This is a genomic window from Rouxiella sp. S1S-2, assembly GCF_009208105.1.
Classification (GTDB): domain Bacteria; phylum Pseudomonadota; class Gammaproteobacteria; order Enterobacterales; family Enterobacteriaceae; genus Rouxiella.
Map to the genome: position 1 here is coordinate 1556198 of NZ_WFKL01000001.1, position 18462 is coordinate 1574659.

At 51.2% G+C, this 18462-nt stretch carries 20 protein-coding genes; 11 read left to right on the top strand and 9 right to left on the bottom strand.

Features of this window, described 5'->3' with window-relative positions:
- Nucleotides 1–103: 103 nt before the first annotated feature.
- The 3 genes from GA565_RS07170 to amiA form a co-directional block, all read right to left on the bottom strand.
- Nucleotides 104–556 carry a YaiI/YqxD family protein gene (locus GA565_RS07170; RefSeq protein WP_152197913.1) on the bottom strand — a complete coding sequence of 151 codons (453 nt, stop codon included), beginning with the start codon at nucleotides 554–556 and terminating at the stop codon, nucleotides 104–106.
- Nucleotides 556–1479 (bottom strand): oxygen-dependent coproporphyrinogen oxidase, encoded by a 924-nt coding sequence (hemF, locus tag GA565_RS07175; protein WP_152197914.1) that lies wholly within the window; start codon nucleotides 1477–1479, stop codon nucleotides 556–558. The genes GA565_RS07170 and hemF overlap by 1 nt, the downstream gene beginning before the upstream one ends.
- 69 nt (nucleotides 1480–1548) lie before the next feature.
- The gene (gene amiA / locus GA565_RS07180; protein ID WP_055773868.1) at nucleotides 1549–2433 is read right to left on the bottom strand and encodes an N-acetylmuramoyl-L-alanine amidase AmiA; all 885 of its coding nucleotides are present in this window, start codon (nucleotides 2431–2433) and stop codon (nucleotides 1549–1551) included.
- A 224-nt stretch (nucleotides 2434–2657) separates the two neighbouring features.
- On the opposite strand from amiA, the gene GA565_RS07185 reads away from it, so the two are divergent.
- Entirely contained in the window at nucleotides 2658–3083 is a 426-nt protein-coding gene (locus GA565_RS07185; RefSeq protein WP_152197915.1) for a GNAT family acetyltransferase, read from the top strand.
- Between the two features lie 86 nt (nucleotides 3084–3169).
- On the opposite strand, the gene GA565_RS07190 is transcribed toward GA565_RS07185, so the two are convergent.
- Nucleotides 3170–3559, bottom strand: coding sequence for a YgiW/YdeI family stress tolerance OB fold protein (locus GA565_RS07190; protein ID WP_193311973.1), 390 nt, complete (start codon nucleotides 3557–3559; stop codon nucleotides 3170–3172).
- 290 nt (nucleotides 3560–3849) lie between these two features.
- Between GA565_RS07190 and GA565_RS07195 the strand changes: the two genes are divergently transcribed.
- The 10 genes from GA565_RS07195 to GA565_RS07240 all read left to right on the top strand — a co-directional run bounded on the left by GA565_RS07195 (nucleotide 3850) and on the right by GA565_RS07240 (nucleotide 13335).
- Complete coding sequence (locus GA565_RS07195; protein WP_152197917.1) at nucleotides 3850–4293, top strand: DUF2919 domain-containing protein; 444 nt, start codon at nucleotides 3850–3852, stop codon at nucleotides 4291–4293.
- 120 nt (nucleotides 4294–4413) lie between these two features.
- The gene (locus GA565_RS07200) at nucleotides 4414–5004 is read left to right on the top strand and encodes an RpoE-regulated lipoprotein (protein WP_152197918.1); all 591 of its coding nucleotides are present in this window, start codon (nucleotides 4414–4416) and stop codon (nucleotides 5002–5004) included.
- 130 nt (nucleotides 5005–5134) lie between these two features.
- The gene (locus GA565_RS07205) at nucleotides 5135–6034 is read left to right on the top strand and encodes a Dyp-type peroxidase (RefSeq protein WP_152197919.1); all 900 of its coding nucleotides are present in this window, start codon (nucleotides 5135–5137) and stop codon (nucleotides 6032–6034) included.
- 219 nt (nucleotides 6035–6253) lie between these two features.
- Nucleotides 6254–7282, top strand: coding sequence for a sulfate ABC transporter substrate-binding protein (locus tag GA565_RS07210; protein WP_152197920.1), 1029 nt, complete (start codon nucleotides 6254–6256; stop codon nucleotides 7280–7282).
- Nucleotides 7282–8112 carry a sulfate/thiosulfate ABC transporter permease CysT gene (gene cysT / locus GA565_RS07215; RefSeq protein ID WP_152197921.1) on the top strand — a complete coding sequence of 277 codons (831 nt, stop codon included), beginning with the start codon at nucleotides 7282–7284 and terminating at the stop codon, nucleotides 8110–8112. The genes GA565_RS07210 and cysT overlap by 1 nt, the downstream gene beginning before the upstream one ends.
- The gene (gene cysW, locus GA565_RS07220; RefSeq protein ID WP_152197922.1) at nucleotides 8112–8987 is read left to right on the top strand and encodes a sulfate/thiosulfate ABC transporter permease CysW; all 876 of its coding nucleotides are present in this window, start codon (nucleotides 8112–8114) and stop codon (nucleotides 8985–8987) included. Before cysT ends, cysW begins: the two co-directional genes overlap by 1 nt.
- The gene (gene cysA, locus GA565_RS07225; RefSeq protein ID WP_055773848.1) at nucleotides 8977–10071 is read left to right on the top strand and encodes a sulfate/thiosulfate ABC transporter ATP-binding protein CysA; all 1095 of its coding nucleotides are present in this window, start codon (nucleotides 8977–8979) and stop codon (nucleotides 10069–10071) included. The genes cysW and cysA overlap by 11 nt, the downstream gene beginning before the upstream one ends.
- A 134-nt stretch (nucleotides 10072–10205) precedes the next feature.
- Nucleotides 10206–11087 carry a cysteine synthase CysM gene (cysM, locus tag GA565_RS07230; RefSeq protein WP_152197923.1) on the top strand — a complete coding sequence of 294 codons (882 nt, stop codon included), beginning with the start codon at nucleotides 10206–10208 and terminating at the stop codon, nucleotides 11085–11087.
- Between the two features lie 228 nt (nucleotides 11088–11315).
- Nucleotides 11316–11999 (top strand): response regulator transcription factor, encoded by a 684-nt coding sequence (locus tag GA565_RS07235; RefSeq protein ID WP_152197924.1) that lies wholly within the window; start codon nucleotides 11316–11318, stop codon nucleotides 11997–11999.
- Nucleotides 11980–13335: an ATP-binding protein gene (locus tag GA565_RS07240; RefSeq protein WP_152197925.1), complete on the top strand. Its 1356-nt coding sequence runs from the start codon at nucleotides 11980–11982 to the stop codon at nucleotides 13333–13335. Before GA565_RS07235 ends, GA565_RS07240 begins: the two co-directional genes overlap by 20 nt.
- A 91-nt stretch (nucleotides 13336–13426) precedes the next feature.
- Here the strand turns inward: GA565_RS07240 and crr are convergent, their stop codons facing one another.
- The 5 genes from crr to cysZ all read right to left on the bottom strand — a co-directional run bounded on the left by crr (nucleotide 13427) and on the right by cysZ (nucleotide 18378).
- Nucleotides 13427–13936, bottom strand: a complete 510-nt coding sequence (gene crr / locus GA565_RS07245; RefSeq protein WP_152197926.1) for a PTS glucose transporter subunit IIA — start codon at nucleotides 13934–13936, stop codon at nucleotides 13427–13429.
- Between the two features lie 47 nt (nucleotides 13937–13983).
- Nucleotides 13984–15711, bottom strand: a complete 1728-nt coding sequence (ptsI, locus tag GA565_RS07250) for a phosphoenolpyruvate-protein phosphotransferase PtsI (protein WP_055773838.1) — start codon at nucleotides 15709–15711, stop codon at nucleotides 13984–13986.
- A 124-nt stretch (nucleotides 15712–15835) separates the two neighbouring features.
- Nucleotides 15836–16093 carry a phosphocarrier protein Hpr gene (gene ptsH / locus GA565_RS07255; protein ID WP_003038086.1) on the bottom strand — a complete coding sequence of 86 codons (258 nt, stop codon included), beginning with the start codon at nucleotides 16091–16093 and terminating at the stop codon, nucleotides 15836–15838.
- A gap of 403 nt (nucleotides 16094–16496) precedes the next feature.
- Nucleotides 16497–17462, bottom strand: a complete 966-nt coding sequence (gene cysK, locus GA565_RS07260; protein WP_055773836.1) for a cysteine synthase A — start codon at nucleotides 17460–17462, stop codon at nucleotides 16497–16499.
- Between the two features lie 157 nt (nucleotides 17463–17619).
- Entirely contained in the window at nucleotides 17620–18378 is a 759-nt protein-coding gene (gene cysZ / locus GA565_RS07265) for a sulfate transporter CysZ (protein ID WP_152197927.1), read from the bottom strand.
- Nucleotides 18379–18462: the final 84 nt, after the last annotated feature.

Here is an 18462-nt window from a genome sequence, read left to right on the forward strand (position 1 = left end):
GGGATGTCATTGGGGGAAATGAAGTCGCAATTTTTAAGGGGCTGGATTCCCTCCTCATGAATAGGAGGGTTAGGGTAGGGAAGGCAGGCATCGAGGAGGGTAACTAGCTTTTCTTGGCCTGCACCAGCCATTTGTCCAGTTCATTGGCGAACTGCTGGCGATCGCGCTGGTTAAGCGCCGGTGGCCCGCCAGTCTGGACACCGCTGGCGCGCATGGTGTCCATAAAGTCGCGCATATTCAGGCGTTCACGAATGGTTTCAGTCGTATAGCGCTCTCCGCGCGGATTCAGCGCGACGCCGCCTTTTTCAATCACCTCAGCCGCTAAGGGAATATCAGCGGTTATCACTAAATCACCGGTTTCCACGCGTTTAACGATTTCATTATCGGCCACGTCAAATCCGGCCTCAACGCGCAGCGTGCGCAGAAATCGTGAGGGAGGAGTGCGGATTATCTGGTTGGCGACCAGCGTAACCATGACTTCGGTCCGCTCGGCGGCGCGAAAAAGCACCTCTTTTATTACGTTTGGACAGGCGTCGGCATCAACCCAAATTTGCATTATTTCACCCCCGCCAGCCAGTCGCGAACGGGCAGGAAATCGCGATACAAGACTGCTTCAGGACTTTCTGGCTGTGGCTCAAAACCGTATTCCCAACGCACCAGCGGTGGCATTGACATCAGTATAGACTCAGTTCGCCCGCCGGTTTGCAGGCCAAACAGCGTGCCACGGTCCCAAACAAGATTGAATTCTACATAACGGCCACGGCGATAAAGCTGGAAGTCGCGTTCGCGTTCGCCCCAGGTTAGCGCCCTGCGTTTTTCAACGATGGGCAAATAAGCATCGGTGAATCCGTTGCCCACTGCCTGCATAAAATCGAAACAGTGTGCAAAATCCGGCGTATTTAAATCATCGAAGAACAGGCCGCCTATCCCACGCGCCTCGTTGCGATGCTTGATAAAGAAATAGTCATCACACCATTTTTTGTAGCGTGGATAAACGTCTTCGCCAAAAGGCTGACACAGATCGGCCGCCGTCTGATGCCAGTGGTGAGCGTCCTCTTCAAAACCATAATAGGGGGTTAAATCGAAACCGCCGCCAAACCACCACACTGGATCTTCGCCGGGCTTTTCAGCAATAAAAAAGCGCACATTGGCATGACTGGTGGGGATATAGGGGCTGAGCGGATGAATAACCAGCGAGACGCCCATAGCCTGAAAACTGCGTCCGGCCAGTTCAGGACGGTGCGCCGTCGCCGAGGCCGGAAGGGTAGCACCCGAAACGTGGGAAAAATTTACCCCGGCCTGTTCGAATACGGCCCCGCCGGTCATTACTCGACTCTGCCCGCCGCCGCCTTCCTCTCTGACCCAACTGTCCTGTTTAAACTGCGCGCTGCCGTCAGCGGCGCTGAGTTTCTGGCAAATTTGGTCTTGCAGGGACAGCAGAAAGGCTTTTACTTGATTGATATCGGGTAATTGATTCACGGGCTAACTCGTAAGCTCTCGGACAAATAGGGCATCATTATAGCCTTATTTGTCCGTAGGATTGCACCGTCAGCGCGGTTTTCGTTCGTGGGCGTCAAAATAAGCGAAGAAATTGACGATGCCTGTAGAAATCGCCTGAGCAATTTCCTGACGAAATGCGGTGGTGTTGAGCAACTGCTCTTCCTGATGATTGGTGATAAACGAGGTTTCCACCAAAATCGACGGGATTGAGGGTGATTTTAATACCGCAAAAGCCGCCTGTTCAGTTTGCTGGCTGTGCAGATGATGAATCGGGCGGATCCTTTCGAGCACGTGGTGTCCCAGCGTCAAGCTGTTTTTGATGGTGTCAGTCTGCACCAGATCAAACAACACCTGTTGCAGATAATTGTTGTCGGCTTCCTGATATTTTGCGCCCGCCACCAAGTCAGCATCGTTCTCCCTTTTAGAGAGGTAACGCGCCATGGTACTGCTCGCACCACGATTGGACAGGGCAAATACTGAAGCGCCGCTGGCTTCAGGACTGGTAAAACCGTCGGCATGAATTGAAACAAATAAGTCTGCCTGATGCTGGTGAGCAATCTCTACTCGCTGATAAAGCGGAATAAAGTGGTCGGAATCGCGGGTTAATTTCACCTCGATATGGTCGTTCTGCGACAGGTGCTCGCGAACGTAGTTAGCAATTTCGAGGACCACATGTTTCTCTTCCGAACCTTCATGGCCGATCGCGCCAGAATCAATGCCACCGTGGCCTGGGTCAATCATCACCAGACGTTTTGCACCCGGCGGTTTGGGCTTTGGCGCGACTTTGGTCACGTGCTCGGTCTGCTGCGCTGAGGCGAAGCGACTGCCAAACGCGCCAAAGGCCAGCCCGAGGCCGGTCAGTAATACCTGACGACGCGTTGCTGAGCGAGGAAGCGGTTGGAAATGAAGGAATTTATTGAGGGGATTTAACATCTGTCCGCAGCCTTTTTTTATAGCAGAATGCGGATGTTATATAGTATCCAACCAGCATAATCGACATGAGAACTATTGCTGTTTATTAACAATGTGTGCGTTTTTAATCATTCCGCAGTCTGATATTTATCTGATTTTTTTCTTAATGGCGGCCATTTTGATATTGCGTATCGGGAAGATCACGCGATAATCAATAAATAACTTATTAACCGCGGCGAAGAGTGATGGAAATTCGCGTATTTAAACAAGAAGATTATGAAGAAGTGCTGACCCTGTGGGAGCGCTGCGATTTGTTACGCCCGTGGAACGATCCCGAATTAGATATCGAGCGCAAACTCAACCACGATCCGGAGCTTTTTTTGGTTGCAGAGGTCAGTGGAGAGGTGGTCGGCTCAGTGATGGGCGGTTACGACGGACATCGCGGTTCGGCTTATTATCTGGGCGTTCACCCGGAGTATCGCGGTCGTGGCATTGCCAATGCGCTGATGAATCGCCTGGAGAAAAAGCTGATCGCGCGCGGTTGCCCTAAAATCCAGCTGATGGTGCGTGCCGAAAATGACGCCGTCATTAGCATGTATGAGAAACTGGATTACGAAGTGATTGAAAGCATCAGCCTGGGTAAACGGCTGATCGTCGATCAGGAGTACTGATTTTTCAACCGCCGGGCAGCGCTTTTTTAATCCTGCCCGACACTCCCGACCTGAGCAGGTCAGGAGTGTCAATGTGGGTTTTGTGATTAATTAATGATATTTATTCGTTTCACATCAATTTCTTCAGAATTCCAGTCTTTATCGATTTTCCCTTCCAGACGCACTTTATCCTTCGGCGTCACGTTTTGACCATTCCAGCGTTTGTCGTCAATCTCGGCCGTCAGCGTACCGGTAGCATCGCGGAAAATATATTTTTCGTCGCCGGTGCGCTTGTCGATGTGCCCTTCAAGCATCACCCACTGGTCATCTTTCATGGTTTTAACGTCTTTTATGCTGCTTAATGCCGTGCTATCGCCGGAGAAGCCGCCTTTTTGCTGCACCTGAGGGGCGTTCGGATCGTTAAAACCACCGCCGCTTTGTGCTAAAGCAGGAAGGGCAGAGAGTGCAATGAGGCTTGCCAGAGCTATCTTCTTCATCATAATAGTCATCCTTAATTTTGAGTTTTCGGTAAAAATCAGGCAACGTCATCAAGAGTGGAGTCAAAATATCTCGATGACGCTTCGCTGCCTTGAAAACAATTAAAGCAGACTGTTCTTAACAGTTTCTTAAGGTGTATTAATTTATGCTGGATACGGCTTTCAGGCCGGTCGCGCTGATGTATAACGAGCAGAAGTAAAATGGCCAACAGGCTTAACGCGCGCTCAGCTTGGGTTTCCGACGCTGCCTCTTTGCGTTTTTATTAATTTAAGGAAGATTTTTCCTGGCTATGAATCCTGACGAATACAACAGCCACGGCATGCTCCGTCTGCCGTTATGGTTTTGGGCAATATTGGTATTACAGGCGCGTACCTGGTTATTGTTTATTATGGCCGGTGCATCACGTCAGCAGGGTAACGGGTTGTTAACGCTGTTTTATCCTGACCGACACTCTTTTTGGTACGGTATATTTCTCGGCATTCCTCCGGTGCTGATTTTCCTGCTCAGCGGGCGTCGTCACCTGCTGCCAAACATTTGGCAGATGAGCTATTGGCTGCTTTTAGCCGGCATGTTTGCCACCTTTGCCCTGCAGGGCGTGGGGATGTGGCAGTCGATGGAAGAGCCAAACCTGCTCGACTTTTCGCTGGCGTTGCTCGATGCGGGCGCTTTGGCCTATTGGCTAATGAGCCGTCGCCTGCGCGCCTGTTTTGACGAAGAGCGTCGACGGGTTTAAACGATCAAATTGAATTGGCTCAAAAATCTACGGCACTTTTTGCGGTCGTTGTACTCCAATTGCCCGATACGATAAAACCGGTATCACTTTTCGCTGTATGACCATCAAGGAGTGTATTACATGACTATCCGCCCACTGTGGCTGGCGCTGCCGCTTATGCTGACCGGCTGTTCAACGATGGCGAACGCACACATGTCGTGGTCAAGCCTGAATCCAATCAACTGGTTTGGCAGCAGCCTTGAGGTAACGGATGAGGGCGTGGGGAAAATCACCGCCAATACGCCGCTGACTGAAACCGCAGTCAATGACGGCCTCGACGGCAACTATCACCTGCGCAGCGGAATGTCGATGAACGAGGGTAAAATGCGTTCGTTCTATCAGGGAATGGACGATAAGACGGTTAAAATCACCGTGGCGGGCGAGCCGAAGGGCAAAGTTGACCGTATTGAAGTCTCCGACCCTAACGTTGCAAGCCAGTGGGGGGTTAAAATCGGTACACCGTTTAGTACGCTTTATACCAAAGCCTTTGACGCCTGCCAGAAAGCGCAGGGCGATGACGCGCAGAACATTGAGTGTAAAGCGCCCGGCAGCCAGCATGTAAGCTATATTTTCACCGGCGTCTGGGACGGTCCGGACCAGTTGATGCCTTCCGATGATGCGCTGAAAAGCTGGAAAGTCAGCAAAATCGTTTGGCACGCAAAGGCGAATTAAATCCTCTAATACCCTGTTTCAACACAGGGTTTAGTAAAAAAACTTGGGTATAATACCCGCCGATGCGACGACAGGCTTTTAGCGACTAAAAGTCTGGGACGGTCGCCGCTGACGCGAGGAAAATACTATTATGAACCAGGTTCAAGGCGGCATTCTGCTTGAGCACTGCCGTTTTGCTATCTACATCGAAGCTAAAGTTCAGGGTGAACTCGACGATGTTCGCAGCGGATGCCGCACTTTTTGTCAGTCACTGGCAAAGATCCAGTCAACATTTCCTGATGACAGTGTAGGCGCGGTCGTGGCCTTTGGGCACGACGTATGGCGGGATTTGTCCGCCGGCGTTGGGGCTGAGGAGCTCAAACCTTTTGCGCCATTGGGTAAGGGGCTGGCGCCTGCCACTCAGCGCGATGTGCTGATTCACATTCAATCTCTGCGTCACGACGTTAACTTTCTGCTGGCCCAGGCCGCCGTAGCGGCGTTTGGTAACTGTCTGCACGTAGAAGAAGAAACGCACGGCTTTCGCGGCATTGAAGACCGCGATTTGAGTGGCTTTGTCGACGGTACTGAAAATCCCAAGGGCGAAGACCGTGCGCAGGTAGCCGCTATCGCCGAAGGCCAACCTGATGCGGGCGGCAGCTATGTTATGGTTCAGCGCTGGAAACACAATTTGAACCAGTGGCAGCGTTTTAGCGTCGCGCAGCAGGAAGAGATTATCGGCCGCACCAAGCAGACCGATGAAGAACTGCCGGGCGATGTACGCAAAGAAACCTCGCACCTCGGTCGCGTCGATCTCAAAGAGGATGGCAAAGGGCTGAAAATTCTCCGTCAAAGCCTGCCGTACGGTACCGCCAGCGGCGAGCACGGGCTGTACTTCATTACCTACTGCGCCCGCCTGTATAACATTGAAAAACAACTGTTAAGCATGTTTGGGGACCTCGACGGCAAGCGCGACGCGATGCTGCGTTTTACCCGTCCGCTGACCGGAAGTTACTACTTTGCCCCGTCATTAACCCAGTTACAGTCGCTGTAAACTCTGTTTTCGCGATGCCAGCCCGCCGAGGTTGTGCATCGCGTTCCCCTCCTTTGGCAAAATTCCCGCTCAATCATCATGGCTTATAGCTTTTCATGCTTGTAAATCACCAAATAGTATATAAAACCGTTACTGCTCTACCCCGAGTTATAAATACACTACAACTCTAGGGTTGCGTCCGCGCGCCACGTCGACAGTGATTTCAGACCAGGACAGAGAATGAAAAATACGTTGGTCAAGAATAAAACTCTGCAGGGCGCGTTTGCCATTCTGCTGCTTGCCGGTGGCGTGGCATCGGCCTCGGCTACTGAATTGCTCAACAGCTCTTATGACGTGTCTCGCGAGCTTTTTGCCGCGCTCAATCCGCCGTTTCAAAAGCAGTGGGCCGAGCAAAATAACGGTGACAAGTTAGAGATAAAACAGTCTCACGCCGGTTCCTCGAAGCAGGCATTGGCTATTTTACAGGGGCTGAGGGCGGACGTGGTGACTTACAATCAGGTGACCGACGTACAAATTCTGCATGACCGGGGGGATCTTATCCCGGCCAACTGGCAAAGCCGCCTGCCTAACAACAGTTCACCGTTTTATTCGACCATGGCGTTTCTGGTGCGCAAAGGCAATCCTAAAAATATCCATACCTGGGACGACCTGACCCGCAGCGATGTCAAGCTGGTGTTTCCAAATCCTAAAACCTCGGGCAACGGCCGTTATACCTATTTAGGTGCCTGGGGCGCGTTCAATATTGAAGACGGCAAAAATGACGCACAGACCCGCGAAAAAATGGCGCGCTTTATCAAAAACGTTGAGGTCTTTGATACCGGCGGCCGCGGTGCAACCACCACTTTCGTCGATCGCGGATTGGGTGATGTGCTGATTAGCTTTGAGTCGGAAGTGAACAATATTCGTAAGCAATACGGTGCCGACAAGTATGAAGTTATCGTGCCGCCGGTCGATATTTTGGCGGAGTTCCCAGTGGCATGGGTCGACAAGAATGTTGAGAAAAATGGCACCGAAAAGGCAGCGAAAGAGTATTTGAATTACCTGTGGAGCCCGCAGGCGCAGAAGATCATTACCAGTTTCAGCTACCGCGTGTACGACAAAAAAGTCATGGACGAGGCGAAGGGGCAATTCCCTGATACCAAGCTGTTTAAAGTTGAAGACCAATTTGGAGGATGGCCAGAAGTGATGAAAACACATTTCAATACCGGCGGTGAGCTGGACAAATTGATCGCGCAGGGACACCAGTAATGTTGTTGTCGACCAAACGCGTATTGCCCGGCTTTACCTTAAGTCTGGGAAGCAGTCTGCTGTTCGTTTGCCTGGTGCTGCTGTTGCCGCTCAGTGCTCTGGTTATTCAGCTTTCACACATGACATTAGCCCAATATTGGGCGGTGGTTTCCGACCCACAGGTAGTGGCTGCTTATAAGGTCACGCTGCTGTCTGCCGGCGTTGCCAGCATATTTAACTGCTTTTTCGGCATGCTGATGGCGTGGATCCTGACCCGCTATGAATTTCCCGGCAAAACCATTCTCGACGGGTTAATGGATTTGCCTTTTGCACTGCCTACCGCCGTGGCCGGTTTAACGCTGGCCGGTTTGTTCTCGGTTAACGGATTCTACGGCCAGTGGCTGGCGCATTTTGATATTAAAGTGGCCTACACCTGGATTGGTATTGCGGTTGCGATGGCCTTTACCAGCATTCCCTTTGTGGTGCGTACAGTGCAGCCGGTGCTTGAAGAGCTGGGTCCTGAATACGAAGAGGCCGCAGAAACGTTAGGCGCATCGCGCTGGCAGAGCTTCCGTCGTGTGGTATTGCCAGAGTTAATGCCTTCGCTGATGGCCGGAACGGCGCTGTCATTCACCCGTAGCCTCGGCGAGTTCGGTGCAGTTATTTTTATTGCGGGCAACATCGCCTGGAAAACGGAAGTGACCTCGCTGATGATTTTTATCCGCCTGCAGGAGTTTGACTACGCGGCAGCCAGCGCCATTGCGTCGGTTATTTTAGCCGCGTCGCTGATTCTGCTGTTTGCCATTAATACCTTACAAAGCCGCTACGGCCGTCGTTTAGGAGGCCATTAATGTCGCAATTGACGCAGGTTGAAAACGCAGAACCGCGCCGCATCGACTGGATGAAATGGACGCTGATCGCCGTGGGCATGATTATTTGCCTGCTGCTGTTAGTGGTGCCATTAATTTCTATCTTTGTGCTGGCACTTTCTGATGGCATTGCCGCCGTGGGTAAGAATATTGTCGACCCTGACATGCTGCATTCTATTGGGTTGACGTTGCTGATGGCGCTTATCACGGTGCCGGTGAATCTGATTTTCGGAACGTTGCTAGCCTGGTTGGTAGCGCGATTCAACTTCCCAGGCCGCCAACTGCTGCTGACGCTGATCGATATTCCTTTTGCGGTTTCGCCGGTAGTGGCAGGGCTGCTTTATCTGCTGTTTTATGGCACCAACGGTCCGCTGGGTGGCTGGCTGGACGCCCACAACATTCAGTTTATGTTTGCTTGGCCGGGCATGGTCATGGTCACCATTTTTGTCACCTGTCCGTTTGTTATTCGCGAGCTGGTGCCGGTGATGCTGAGTCAGGGGAGTCACGAAGATGAAGCGGCGGTGCTGCTCGGCGCGTCGGGGTGGCAGATGTTTCGCCGCGTGACGCTGCCCAATATTCGTTGGGCGCTGCTGTACGGCGTGGTGTTGACCAACGCCCGCGCCATTGGCGAGTTTGGTGCGGTGTCGGTGGTTTCTGGCTCGATTCGTGGAGAGACCTACACCCTGCCTTTACAGGTTGAATTATTGAATCAGGACTACAACGTGGCGGGTGCGTTTACCGCCGCGGCACTGCTGACCCTGATGGCAATCGTCACACTATTTCTGAAAAGCGGGCTGCAGTGGCGTCTGGCACGCACCAACGACCGTCTTGAACGGGAGGAAAAAAATGAGCATTGAAATTAAAGGTATCAACAAATATTTTAGCCGCACCAAGGTGCTCAATGATATCTCGCTCGATATTCCTTCTGGCCAGATGGTTGCGCTGCTGGGGCCTTCGGGTTCAGGTAAAACTACGCTGCTGCGCATTATTGCCGGCCTTGAAAACCAGAGTGCAGGGCAGTTGAGTTTTCACGGCAAGGACGTCACGCGTCTGCATGCGCGCGACCGTCAGGTGGGTTTCGTATTCCAGCACTATGCGTTGTTCCGCCACATGACTGTTTTCGATAATATTGCCTTTGGTCTGACAGTGTTACCGCGCCGCGAGCGCCCGAACGCCGAAGCCATTAAACAGAAAGTCACGAAACTGCTGGAAATGGTGCAGCTTAGCCACTTGGGTAACCGTTTCCCGGCCCAGCTTTCCGGTGGGCAAAAACAGCGCGTCGCTTTGGCGCGCGCGCTGGCGGTGGAGCCACAGATTTTATTGCTTGATGAACCCTTTGGGGCACTGGATGCCCAAGTACGTAAAGAGCTGCGTCGCTGGCTGCGTCAACTGCATGAAGAGCTGAAATTCACCAGCGTATTCGTGACCCACGATCAGGAAGAGGCCATGGAGGTCGCCGACCGGGTGGTGGTGATGAGTCAGGGCAACATTGAGCAGGTCGGCACCCCAATTGAAATTTGGCGTGAACCGGCTACTCGTTTTGTGCTGGAGTTTATGGGGGAAGTTAACCGTATTGGCGGTGAAATTCGCGGTTCGCAGCTTTACGTGGGACAGCATCACTGGCCGTTGGCGATAGCGCCGCTGCATCAGGGAAAAGTCGATTTATTCCTGCGTCCGTGGGAAATGGAAATCACGCCACAGAGTAATGCGCGCTGTCCTCTGCCGGTACAGGTGCTGGAAGTAAGCCCGCGCGGCCATTTCTGGCAGTTAACTGTGCAGCCGCAGGGCTGGCACGACGAGCCGATTTCTGTCGTGCTGTCTGAAACATCGGACAATCGCGCGCCACAGCGCGGCGATCGCTATTTTGTGGGCGGTCTTAACGGGCGGCTGTATGCTGGCGATCGTCAGTTACAGTCGGTTGAGCTCGCCAAAACGGCCTAATAGTTTTAAAATTATTCAACGTTATTGCGTAGAATTAAACAGAAGGGCGGTTTTTCACCGCCCTTTTTAACGTCTTATATCCATTTATTCGTTTTAGTGCGGTACATATACCAAACTGAAATAAGGCAGCTACAGTGAGCACGCTCGAACAATTTATCGGCAATACGCCTCTAGTGCGGTTACAGCGACTGTCAAAGGATCTTGATAGCGAAATTTGGGTCAAACTGGAAGGCAATAATCCGGCAGGTTCAGTGAAGGATCGCGCAGCGTTCTTCATGATCGAGGGGGCCGAAAAGCGCGGTGAAATCAGTCCGGGTGACACGCTTATTGAAGCAACCAGCGGCAACACCGGCATTGCGCTAGCGATGATTGCCGCGCTTAAAGGCTACAAACTCAAACTGTTAATGCCTGAAAACATGAGTCTGGAACGCCAGGCTGCGATGCGTGCCTACGGTGCCGAACTGCTGTTGGTGAGTCGTTCGCTTGGTATGGAAGGCGCACGTGACCTGGCGCAGGAAATGGGCAGTCGCGGCGAAGGCAAAGTGCTGGACCAGTTCAACAATGCCGATAATCCGCTGGCGCATTTCACCACCACTGGCCCTGAAATCTGGCAGCAGACGGCGGGACGCATCACCCATTTTGTCTCCAGCATGGGCACGACCGGCACCATTACCGGCGTAAGTCGTTATCTTAAAATGCAGAGCCCTAACGTGCGTATCGTGGGTTTACAGCCGGACGAGGGCAGCAGTATTCCCGGTATTCGCCGCTGGCCGGTGGAATATCTGCCGGGGATTTACCAACCGGATCTGGTCGATGAGGTCATCGATATGGCGCAGTTGGAAGCCGAAACGACCATGCGTTTGCTGGCCCAACAGGAAGGTATTTTCTGCGGCGTGAGCTCGGGCGGGGCGGTGGCAGGGGCTTTACGGGTGGCTAAAAGCAATCCTGGCTCGGTTATCGTGGCCATAATTTGTGACCGTGGCGACCGTTACCTTTCCACTGGCGTGTTTGATTAACCTCGGCAGGCCATAACGCTATTTCTATACTACTCTCCTGATAGTCTCCAAAAAGCCCGTCCCGCAGACTGATATTGGCCATTTCGTGCAATATCAGTGATTTTATCGGGCAAAAAAGTCGACTTTCTATGACCAAAGCCGGTAAAGGGTAAAAATAGAGTAAAAGCTGCTGCGACTTTGCCAGATAGCGGTAAAAATAGGCGGAAATATGTTAGGCGGAAAAAAATAATGAAAATTCTGTTAGTCGATGACGATCTTGAACTGGGTACCATGCTATGCGAATACCTGATTGCCGAAGGGTTTGATGCCAATCTGGTATTGAGCGGCAAAGCGGGAATAGAAGGCGCGATGTCGGGCGATTACAACGCGATGATCCTCGACATTATGCTGCCGGATATGAGTGGTATCGACGTACTGCGCCAGGTGCGCAAAAACAGCCGTCTGCCAATCATCATGCTGACGGCAAAAGGCGACAATATTGACCGTGTTATCGGGCTGGAAATGGGCGCCGATGACTATATGCCAAAGCCTTGCTACCCGCGTGAGTTGGTGGCTCGTCTGCGCGCCGTTTTACGCCGCGTTGAAGAACAACAGGATACGCACTCGGATTCATCCAGCATTCATTACGGTGACCTGACGCTCAATCCTGCCACCCGCAGCAGCGAATGGCAGGGCGTAGCGTTTGACTTGACCGCGTCCGAATTTAACCTGCTTGAGCTGCTGCTTCGCTCTCCAGAGCGCGTGGTGTCTAAGGACGAGCTGTCCGAAAAAGGATTGGGCCGTCCTCGTGAAGCCTATGACCGCAGTATTGATGTCCATATCAGCAACATTCGTCAAAAATTGGCTTCGCTTAACGGTGGAGAAATAATGACGATCGAGACGGTGCGAAGCATTGGTTATCGAATCAGGTAAACGCCTGCGTGGCAGGCTATTTTGGAAGATATTGCTGGGTTATTGGTTAACCTTCATCATCATGACTCAAGTGCTGTGGGCGGTATTTACCTTCTATTACCACCACGAGCCACCGGAGAGCAGCATCGCCCGTCGCTTCGTCAAACTGCAAATTACTTCGGCGGTTTCGACGTTGCACACCGGTGGACTGCCGGCGCTAAATGCCATGATAGCCGACTGGCCCACTGACGACAGGCGTCTGTTTTCGGTAGAACCTTCAATGATCCCGGTTAAAGGGCAGACGCTGGACGACTTGGAGCCAGGACAAATCCCTCACGAAATTGTCGAATTCGTTCAGGCACCCAACGGGCAGGGCTACAGACTGCGCTACAACGTTGATGGACTGATGGATGAGTATCGACCTAAAAGGGAGAGACACGTGTTCAATATGCCACCTCCGTTTTTATGGATAGGGGGAATCGGTGGGCTGTTGTTCAGCGCCGTGCTGGCCTGGAATCTGACGCGTCCGATGCTGCAAATGCGCAAGGCTTTTGGACGTGTTTCCGACGGGGACTTATCGGTAAGGCTTTTTGCGACGATGGGCCGTCGACACGACGAGCTTTCTGAAGTGGCCCGCGATTTTGACTCGATGGCCGAGCGTCTGCAGGTGTTGGTAAAAGCCCGCGAAGAGCTGCTGCACGACGTGTCACATGAACTGCGTTCACCGCTGGCGCGACTGCAGTTGGCGATTGGGCTGGCGCGGCAAAATCCGCTCAACGTCGAAACATCACTGCAGCGAATAGAACACGAGGCGGGGCGGCTCGACAAGATGATCGGCGAGCTGTTGGCGCTGTCGCGCACCGAGCACAGCACTATGCCGGACGAGGAGTATTTTGACCTTCACGGGCTGGTTGAGGCAGTAGTCAACGATGCGCGCTATGAGGCGCAGCTTCCGGGGGTTGATATTGTTTTGAACAGTCACGACCTTGTGGATCAGGACTTTACCGTCAAGGGCAACGCCGAGCTGATGCGCCGTGCGATTGATAATGTGGTGCGCAATGCGCTGCGTTTTTCGGCACGCGGAGACGCGGTGAACGTTTCGCTATCAACCGAAGAGGATTATTTGTGCGTTGAAGTGGCCGATCGGGGGCCGGGCGTTGAGGAAGACAAGTTGTCGAGCATCTTCGATCCATTCGTCAGAGTTATGTCTCCGCTCTCAGGCAAAGGATACGGCCTTGGGCTGGCGATCACCAAGAAAGTGATGGTAGCGCACCATGGTAAAATTGAAGCGCGTAATGGGTCACCCAGGGGGCTTATTATCGACCTCAAAGTTCCACACTGGAAACATCTGGTCTGACTATGCTCTGAGTATGGCCTGACAATCGGCTGAACAAGCTGACAGGCAAAAAAAAACGGCGCTCAAGGCGCCGTTTTTTATCTGCATGATATTACTTTTTGATACGAATGATGGGTGTTTCACCAACAATTACAGTACCAGAAAGTTTAATCAGCTCTTTAATCTCATCCATGTTGGAGATAACAACCGGAGTCAGGGTCGACTTGGCTTTCTCTTCCAGCAGCGCCAGATCAAACTCGATAATCAAATCGCCTCTCTTCACACGCTGGCCTTCTTCGGCAATGCGTTTGAAGCCTTCACCTTTCAGTTCGACAGTGTCGATACCGAAGTGAACAAACAGCTCAATACCGCTGTCGGATTCGATTGAGAAAGCATGGTTAGTTTCAAAGATTTTACCGATGGTACCATCTACAGGCGCGACGATTTTGTTGCCCGCTGGTTTGATAGCAATACCATCACCAACGATTTTTTCAGCAAATACAACATCGGGAACGTCTTCAATATTGACAATCTCACCAGAAATTGGCGCATAAATTTCTATTGTGCCAACGTCTTTCTTATCATCAGAAACCAATGATTTTAATTTATCGAACAAACCCATGATCTTCTCCTAAGCATTAATTTGGGCAGCTTTCCAGCAACGCGCAATTAGCAGAGTGTTTTCTCTTCAATGAATTTGTTAACCAAATTCATCAACTCTTGCGCCGTAGGTTGGGCCAGAGCCTCTTCTGCCAGCGCTTTCACATCTTCGAAGTTTGTATTACGAATAATTTTCTTGATGCGTGGGATCGAGATCGCGCTCATGCTGAACTCATCTAAACCCATGCCCAATAAGAGAAGTGTAGCACGTTCGTCACCTGCTAGCTCTCCACACATGCCAGTCCATTTTCCTGCGGCATGCGATGCATCAATAACTTGCTTGATAAGTGCAAGAACTGACGGGGACATTGGATTATAAAGATGAGAAATCAGTTCATTACCGCGATCTACTGCCAGAGTATACTGGGTAAGGTCGTTTGTACCAATACTGAAGAAATCAACTTCTTTTGCCAGATGGTGAGCAATCACTGCTGCGGCCGGTGTTTCCACCATCACGCCAACTTCGATTGTCTCGTCAAAGGCTTTAGATTCTTCACGCAACTGGCCTTTTAAGAGCTCCAGCTCGGCTTTCAACTCACGTACTTCCTCAACGGAAATAATCATTGGGAACATGATACGCAGTTTGCCGAAGGCGGAAGCACGTAAAATGGCACGCAACTGGTCGTGAAGAATCTCTTTACGGTCCAGACAGATGCGGATTGCGCGCCAACCCAGGAACGGGTTTTCTTCTTTCGGCAGGTTCATGTATGGCAATTCTTTGTCGCCACCGATGTCCATGGTACGAACGATAACCGCCTGAGAACCCATGGCCTCAGCCACGGCTTTATAAGCCTGGAACTGCTCTTCTTCGGTTGGCAGGCTGTCGCGGTCCATAAACAGGAACTCGGTGCGGTACAGGCCTACACCCTCCGCGCCGTTACGCTCTGCACCGGCCACGTCACGCACAGTGCCGATATTTGCGCAAACTTCCACCTGATGCCCGTCCAGCGTAATCGCCGGCAGGTCTTTCAGCTTGGTCAGTTCGTCTTTTTCGCTGATGTACTGGTTTTGATCTGCTTTCAGCTGCTCAATAATTTCTGGCGTCGGGTTGACGTAGATTTTATTGTTTACGGCATCAAGAATCAGATAATCATCGTTTTTAACCTGTTTGGTTACGTCGCTGGTGCCTACAATTGCAGGTAATTCCAGTGAACGCGCCATGATTGAGGTGTGTGAAGTGCGGCCACCCAAATCAGTGATAAAGCCCAAAACCTTGTTCAGATTCAGCTGTGCGGTTTCTGAAGGGGTCAGGTCGGTAGCCACCAGGATAACTTCGCTCTGGATAGTACCCAAGTCGATAATCGGCATGCCCAGGATGTTTCTCAGCAAGCGTTTACCGATGTCACGCACGTCGGCCGCACGTTCTTTGAGATATTCATCGTCAAGCTCTTCCAGCGCCTTGGCCTGGCCTTCAATAACGGAGTAGGCGGCAGCGTCGGCAGTGGATTTGTCATCTTTGATGAGGGCTATGATTTCTTGTTCTAGCTCTTCGTCTTCCAACAACATGATGTGGCCTTCGAAGATGGCTTCTTTCTCTTCACCGAAGGTCTCGCCGGCTTTGGTCTTGATCGTTTCCAACTGTGCAGAAGCTTTCGCACGGCCAGACAGAAAACGCTCAACTTCCTGACTGACGTTCTCAGGAGAGATTTTTTTCCGGTCGATGACAATTTCATCTTCTTTCAGCAACAACGCCTTGCCGAAAGCAATACCGGGAGATACTAAAATGCCTGAAATCATAACCCTACCTTACTGTTGACTGGTGTTAACTCTTTTAGAGACCGTTCAGGACATTATTACGGGATATAAGTTATTGGCTTAGAGAGTAAAAACGTCCTGATAACAGTCTCTCTGACTAAGCTTCTTACTCGAGCTCTGCCATCAGTTTTACCAAGTGTTCGACGGCTTTCTGCTCGTCTTCACCTTCTGCGGAAAGAGTAACAACAGTACCCTGAGTCAGACCCAAAGTTTGCAGTTTGAACAGGCTCTTGGCGCTGGCGCTTTTACCGTTAGAGGTCACGGTGATGTCTGAAGTGAAGCCTTTGGCTTCTTTGACAAACTGTGCAGCAGGGCGAGTATGCAGACCATTTGGAGCAGTAATAGTAACTTCTTGCTGGAACATTGATGTTTCCCCAACTTAATTTAAAGTAATGTTGTGGAGCTATAGTCTAGTCCAAGGACTCCACTTTAGCTTATGAGATAGCGCCTGACTATTGACCATGCGCAAGCTCCGATGCAACAGAAAAAACAAAAATTCGCACGCAGCGATAAATCTGCTAACTCTGCGTAAAAGCTTTTTCCGTTCCGTTTCCATTATGCCGCCATTTACTATGCTGTAACAAATTAGTAAATCGATTCAGCAGTCAGCAATTCTTTCGGCGATTAATTTTGCGCATCGAAATAATTGATGGGTTAAATACTAAACCTAGCGGTGAAAATCAATCACGAAGTGCTATAAACTTTGACGTAGGCCACAAAAAAGCACCCGTTAAGGTGCTTTTTTAATCAGTTGAAGCGAAGTGGCATTATTGTTGCAATTCTTTTTCCGTAAACAAATCTGCAAACAGTGCGGTACTTAAATAACGTTCGCCAGAGGACGGCAGGATGACCACGATAGTCTTGTCGGCAAACTCGGGTTCCTGCTGCAATTTAACGGCGGCGGCGACGGCGGCACCAGAAGAAATACCGGCAAGAATGCCTTCTTCTTCCATTAGGCGACGTGCGTACTGGATAGATTCGTCGTTAGTAATTAGCTCAACGCGGTCCACCAGCTCTAAATCCAGGTTGCCAGGAATAAAACCGGCACCAATGCCCTGAATTTTATGCGGGCCGGGCTTCACTTCCTGACCTGCCAACGTTTGGGTGATAACCGGTGAATCGGTAGGCTCGACGGCAACCAGCGTCACGCTGCTTTTTTTACTTTTCAGATAACGACCGGTACCGGTGATGGTGCCGCCGGTGCCTACGCCCGCGATCAGCACGTCAACGTCACCGTCAGTGTCTTCCCAAATTTCAGGACCGGTGGTTTTTTCGTGAACTGCCGGGTTGGCCGGGTTGCTGAACTGCTGCAGAATGAGGTAACGCACCGGATCACTGGCCTGAATCTCTTCCGCCTTTGCGATAGCACCTTTCATCCCCTTGGAACCTTCTGTCAACACCAGATTGGCGCCCAGCGCTTTAAGCAGTTTGCGGCGTTCCACGCTCATGGTTTCAGGCATGGTCAGGGTCAATTTGTATCCGCGTGCGGCGGCAACGTAGGCCAGCGCAATGCCGGTATTTCCGCTAGTCGGTTCAACCAGCTCGATGTCTTTAGTCAGAATGCCGCTTTTTTCAGCTTCCCAAATCATATTTGCGCCAATGCGGTCTTTTACACTGAAGCTCGGATTGCGTGATTCGACCTTAGCCAGAATGCGACCATTGCCAATACGATTCAGGCGAACCAGCGGCGTATGGCCGATTGTTAATGAATTATCTTCAAAGATCTTGCTCATAGCCTGTCCTTAACCTTATGTCGAAGTTTCTTGGGGACAATGTTTTGAAATTACGAGGGAAACGTAAAAAGCATACTCGAACGCCCTCCCCAGTGAAGTAAAGAATTAGTATAAGATATGTGAATATGAAATATGTTTTGATTCTAGTACAAAAGCCTTAAGGCCTGCCTGTTTCGGCGAGGTGGAGGTGACGATAACGATCGACCCACATCGCGGTAGCGCCACAGACGGCCACCGGCAGAATAAGTAAGTTAAGGACAGGCACCAGCGTAAATATGCTCACCAGCGCGCCAAACTGCAGGTTGTCGATTTTATTGCGACCCAGTGAGCGGCGCATGTCGGCGAAACTGACCTTGTGGTTGTCAAAAGGGTAGTCGCAATACTGAATAGACAACATCCAGGCACTGAAAAAGAACCACAGCACAGGCGCCAGCGTTTGCCCCACGCCGGGAATAAAATGCAGTATCAGCAACAGCAGCGCGCGCGGCAGGTAGTAGGCAAGCTTTTGCATTTCGCGTTTCATGATGCGCGGCAGGTCTTTCATTATTCCCCAGATACCGGCATCGGGGATCGTTTTACCGGTCAGGCGTGCCTCAAGCTGTTCTGCCAACAGGCCGCTAAACGGCGCGGCAATCAAATTGGCTAGCGTGCTGAAGAAAAAGCTGAACACCAGCAAAACCGAAATGACCGCAATCGGCCAGATGAGATAGTCCAGCCAGCGCAGCCACTGCGGCACGTGTGACATCAATGACGGGATCCACTGACCCATCTTGGTAAACAGCCACCAGAAGGCGCCACCCATCAATAAAATATTGACGATAAGCGGAATGATGACAAAACGACGAATACCCGGCAGGGAGATTAATTTCCATCCTTGCGTGAAATAGTGCACACCATTGGCTTCCGATGACGACATAACAGAAATTTTCTCTCTAAATTGAATAGGCTGGGCTATCATATCGATATGATTTTGCACTGACTAGGCACTTGTTGAGTGAAA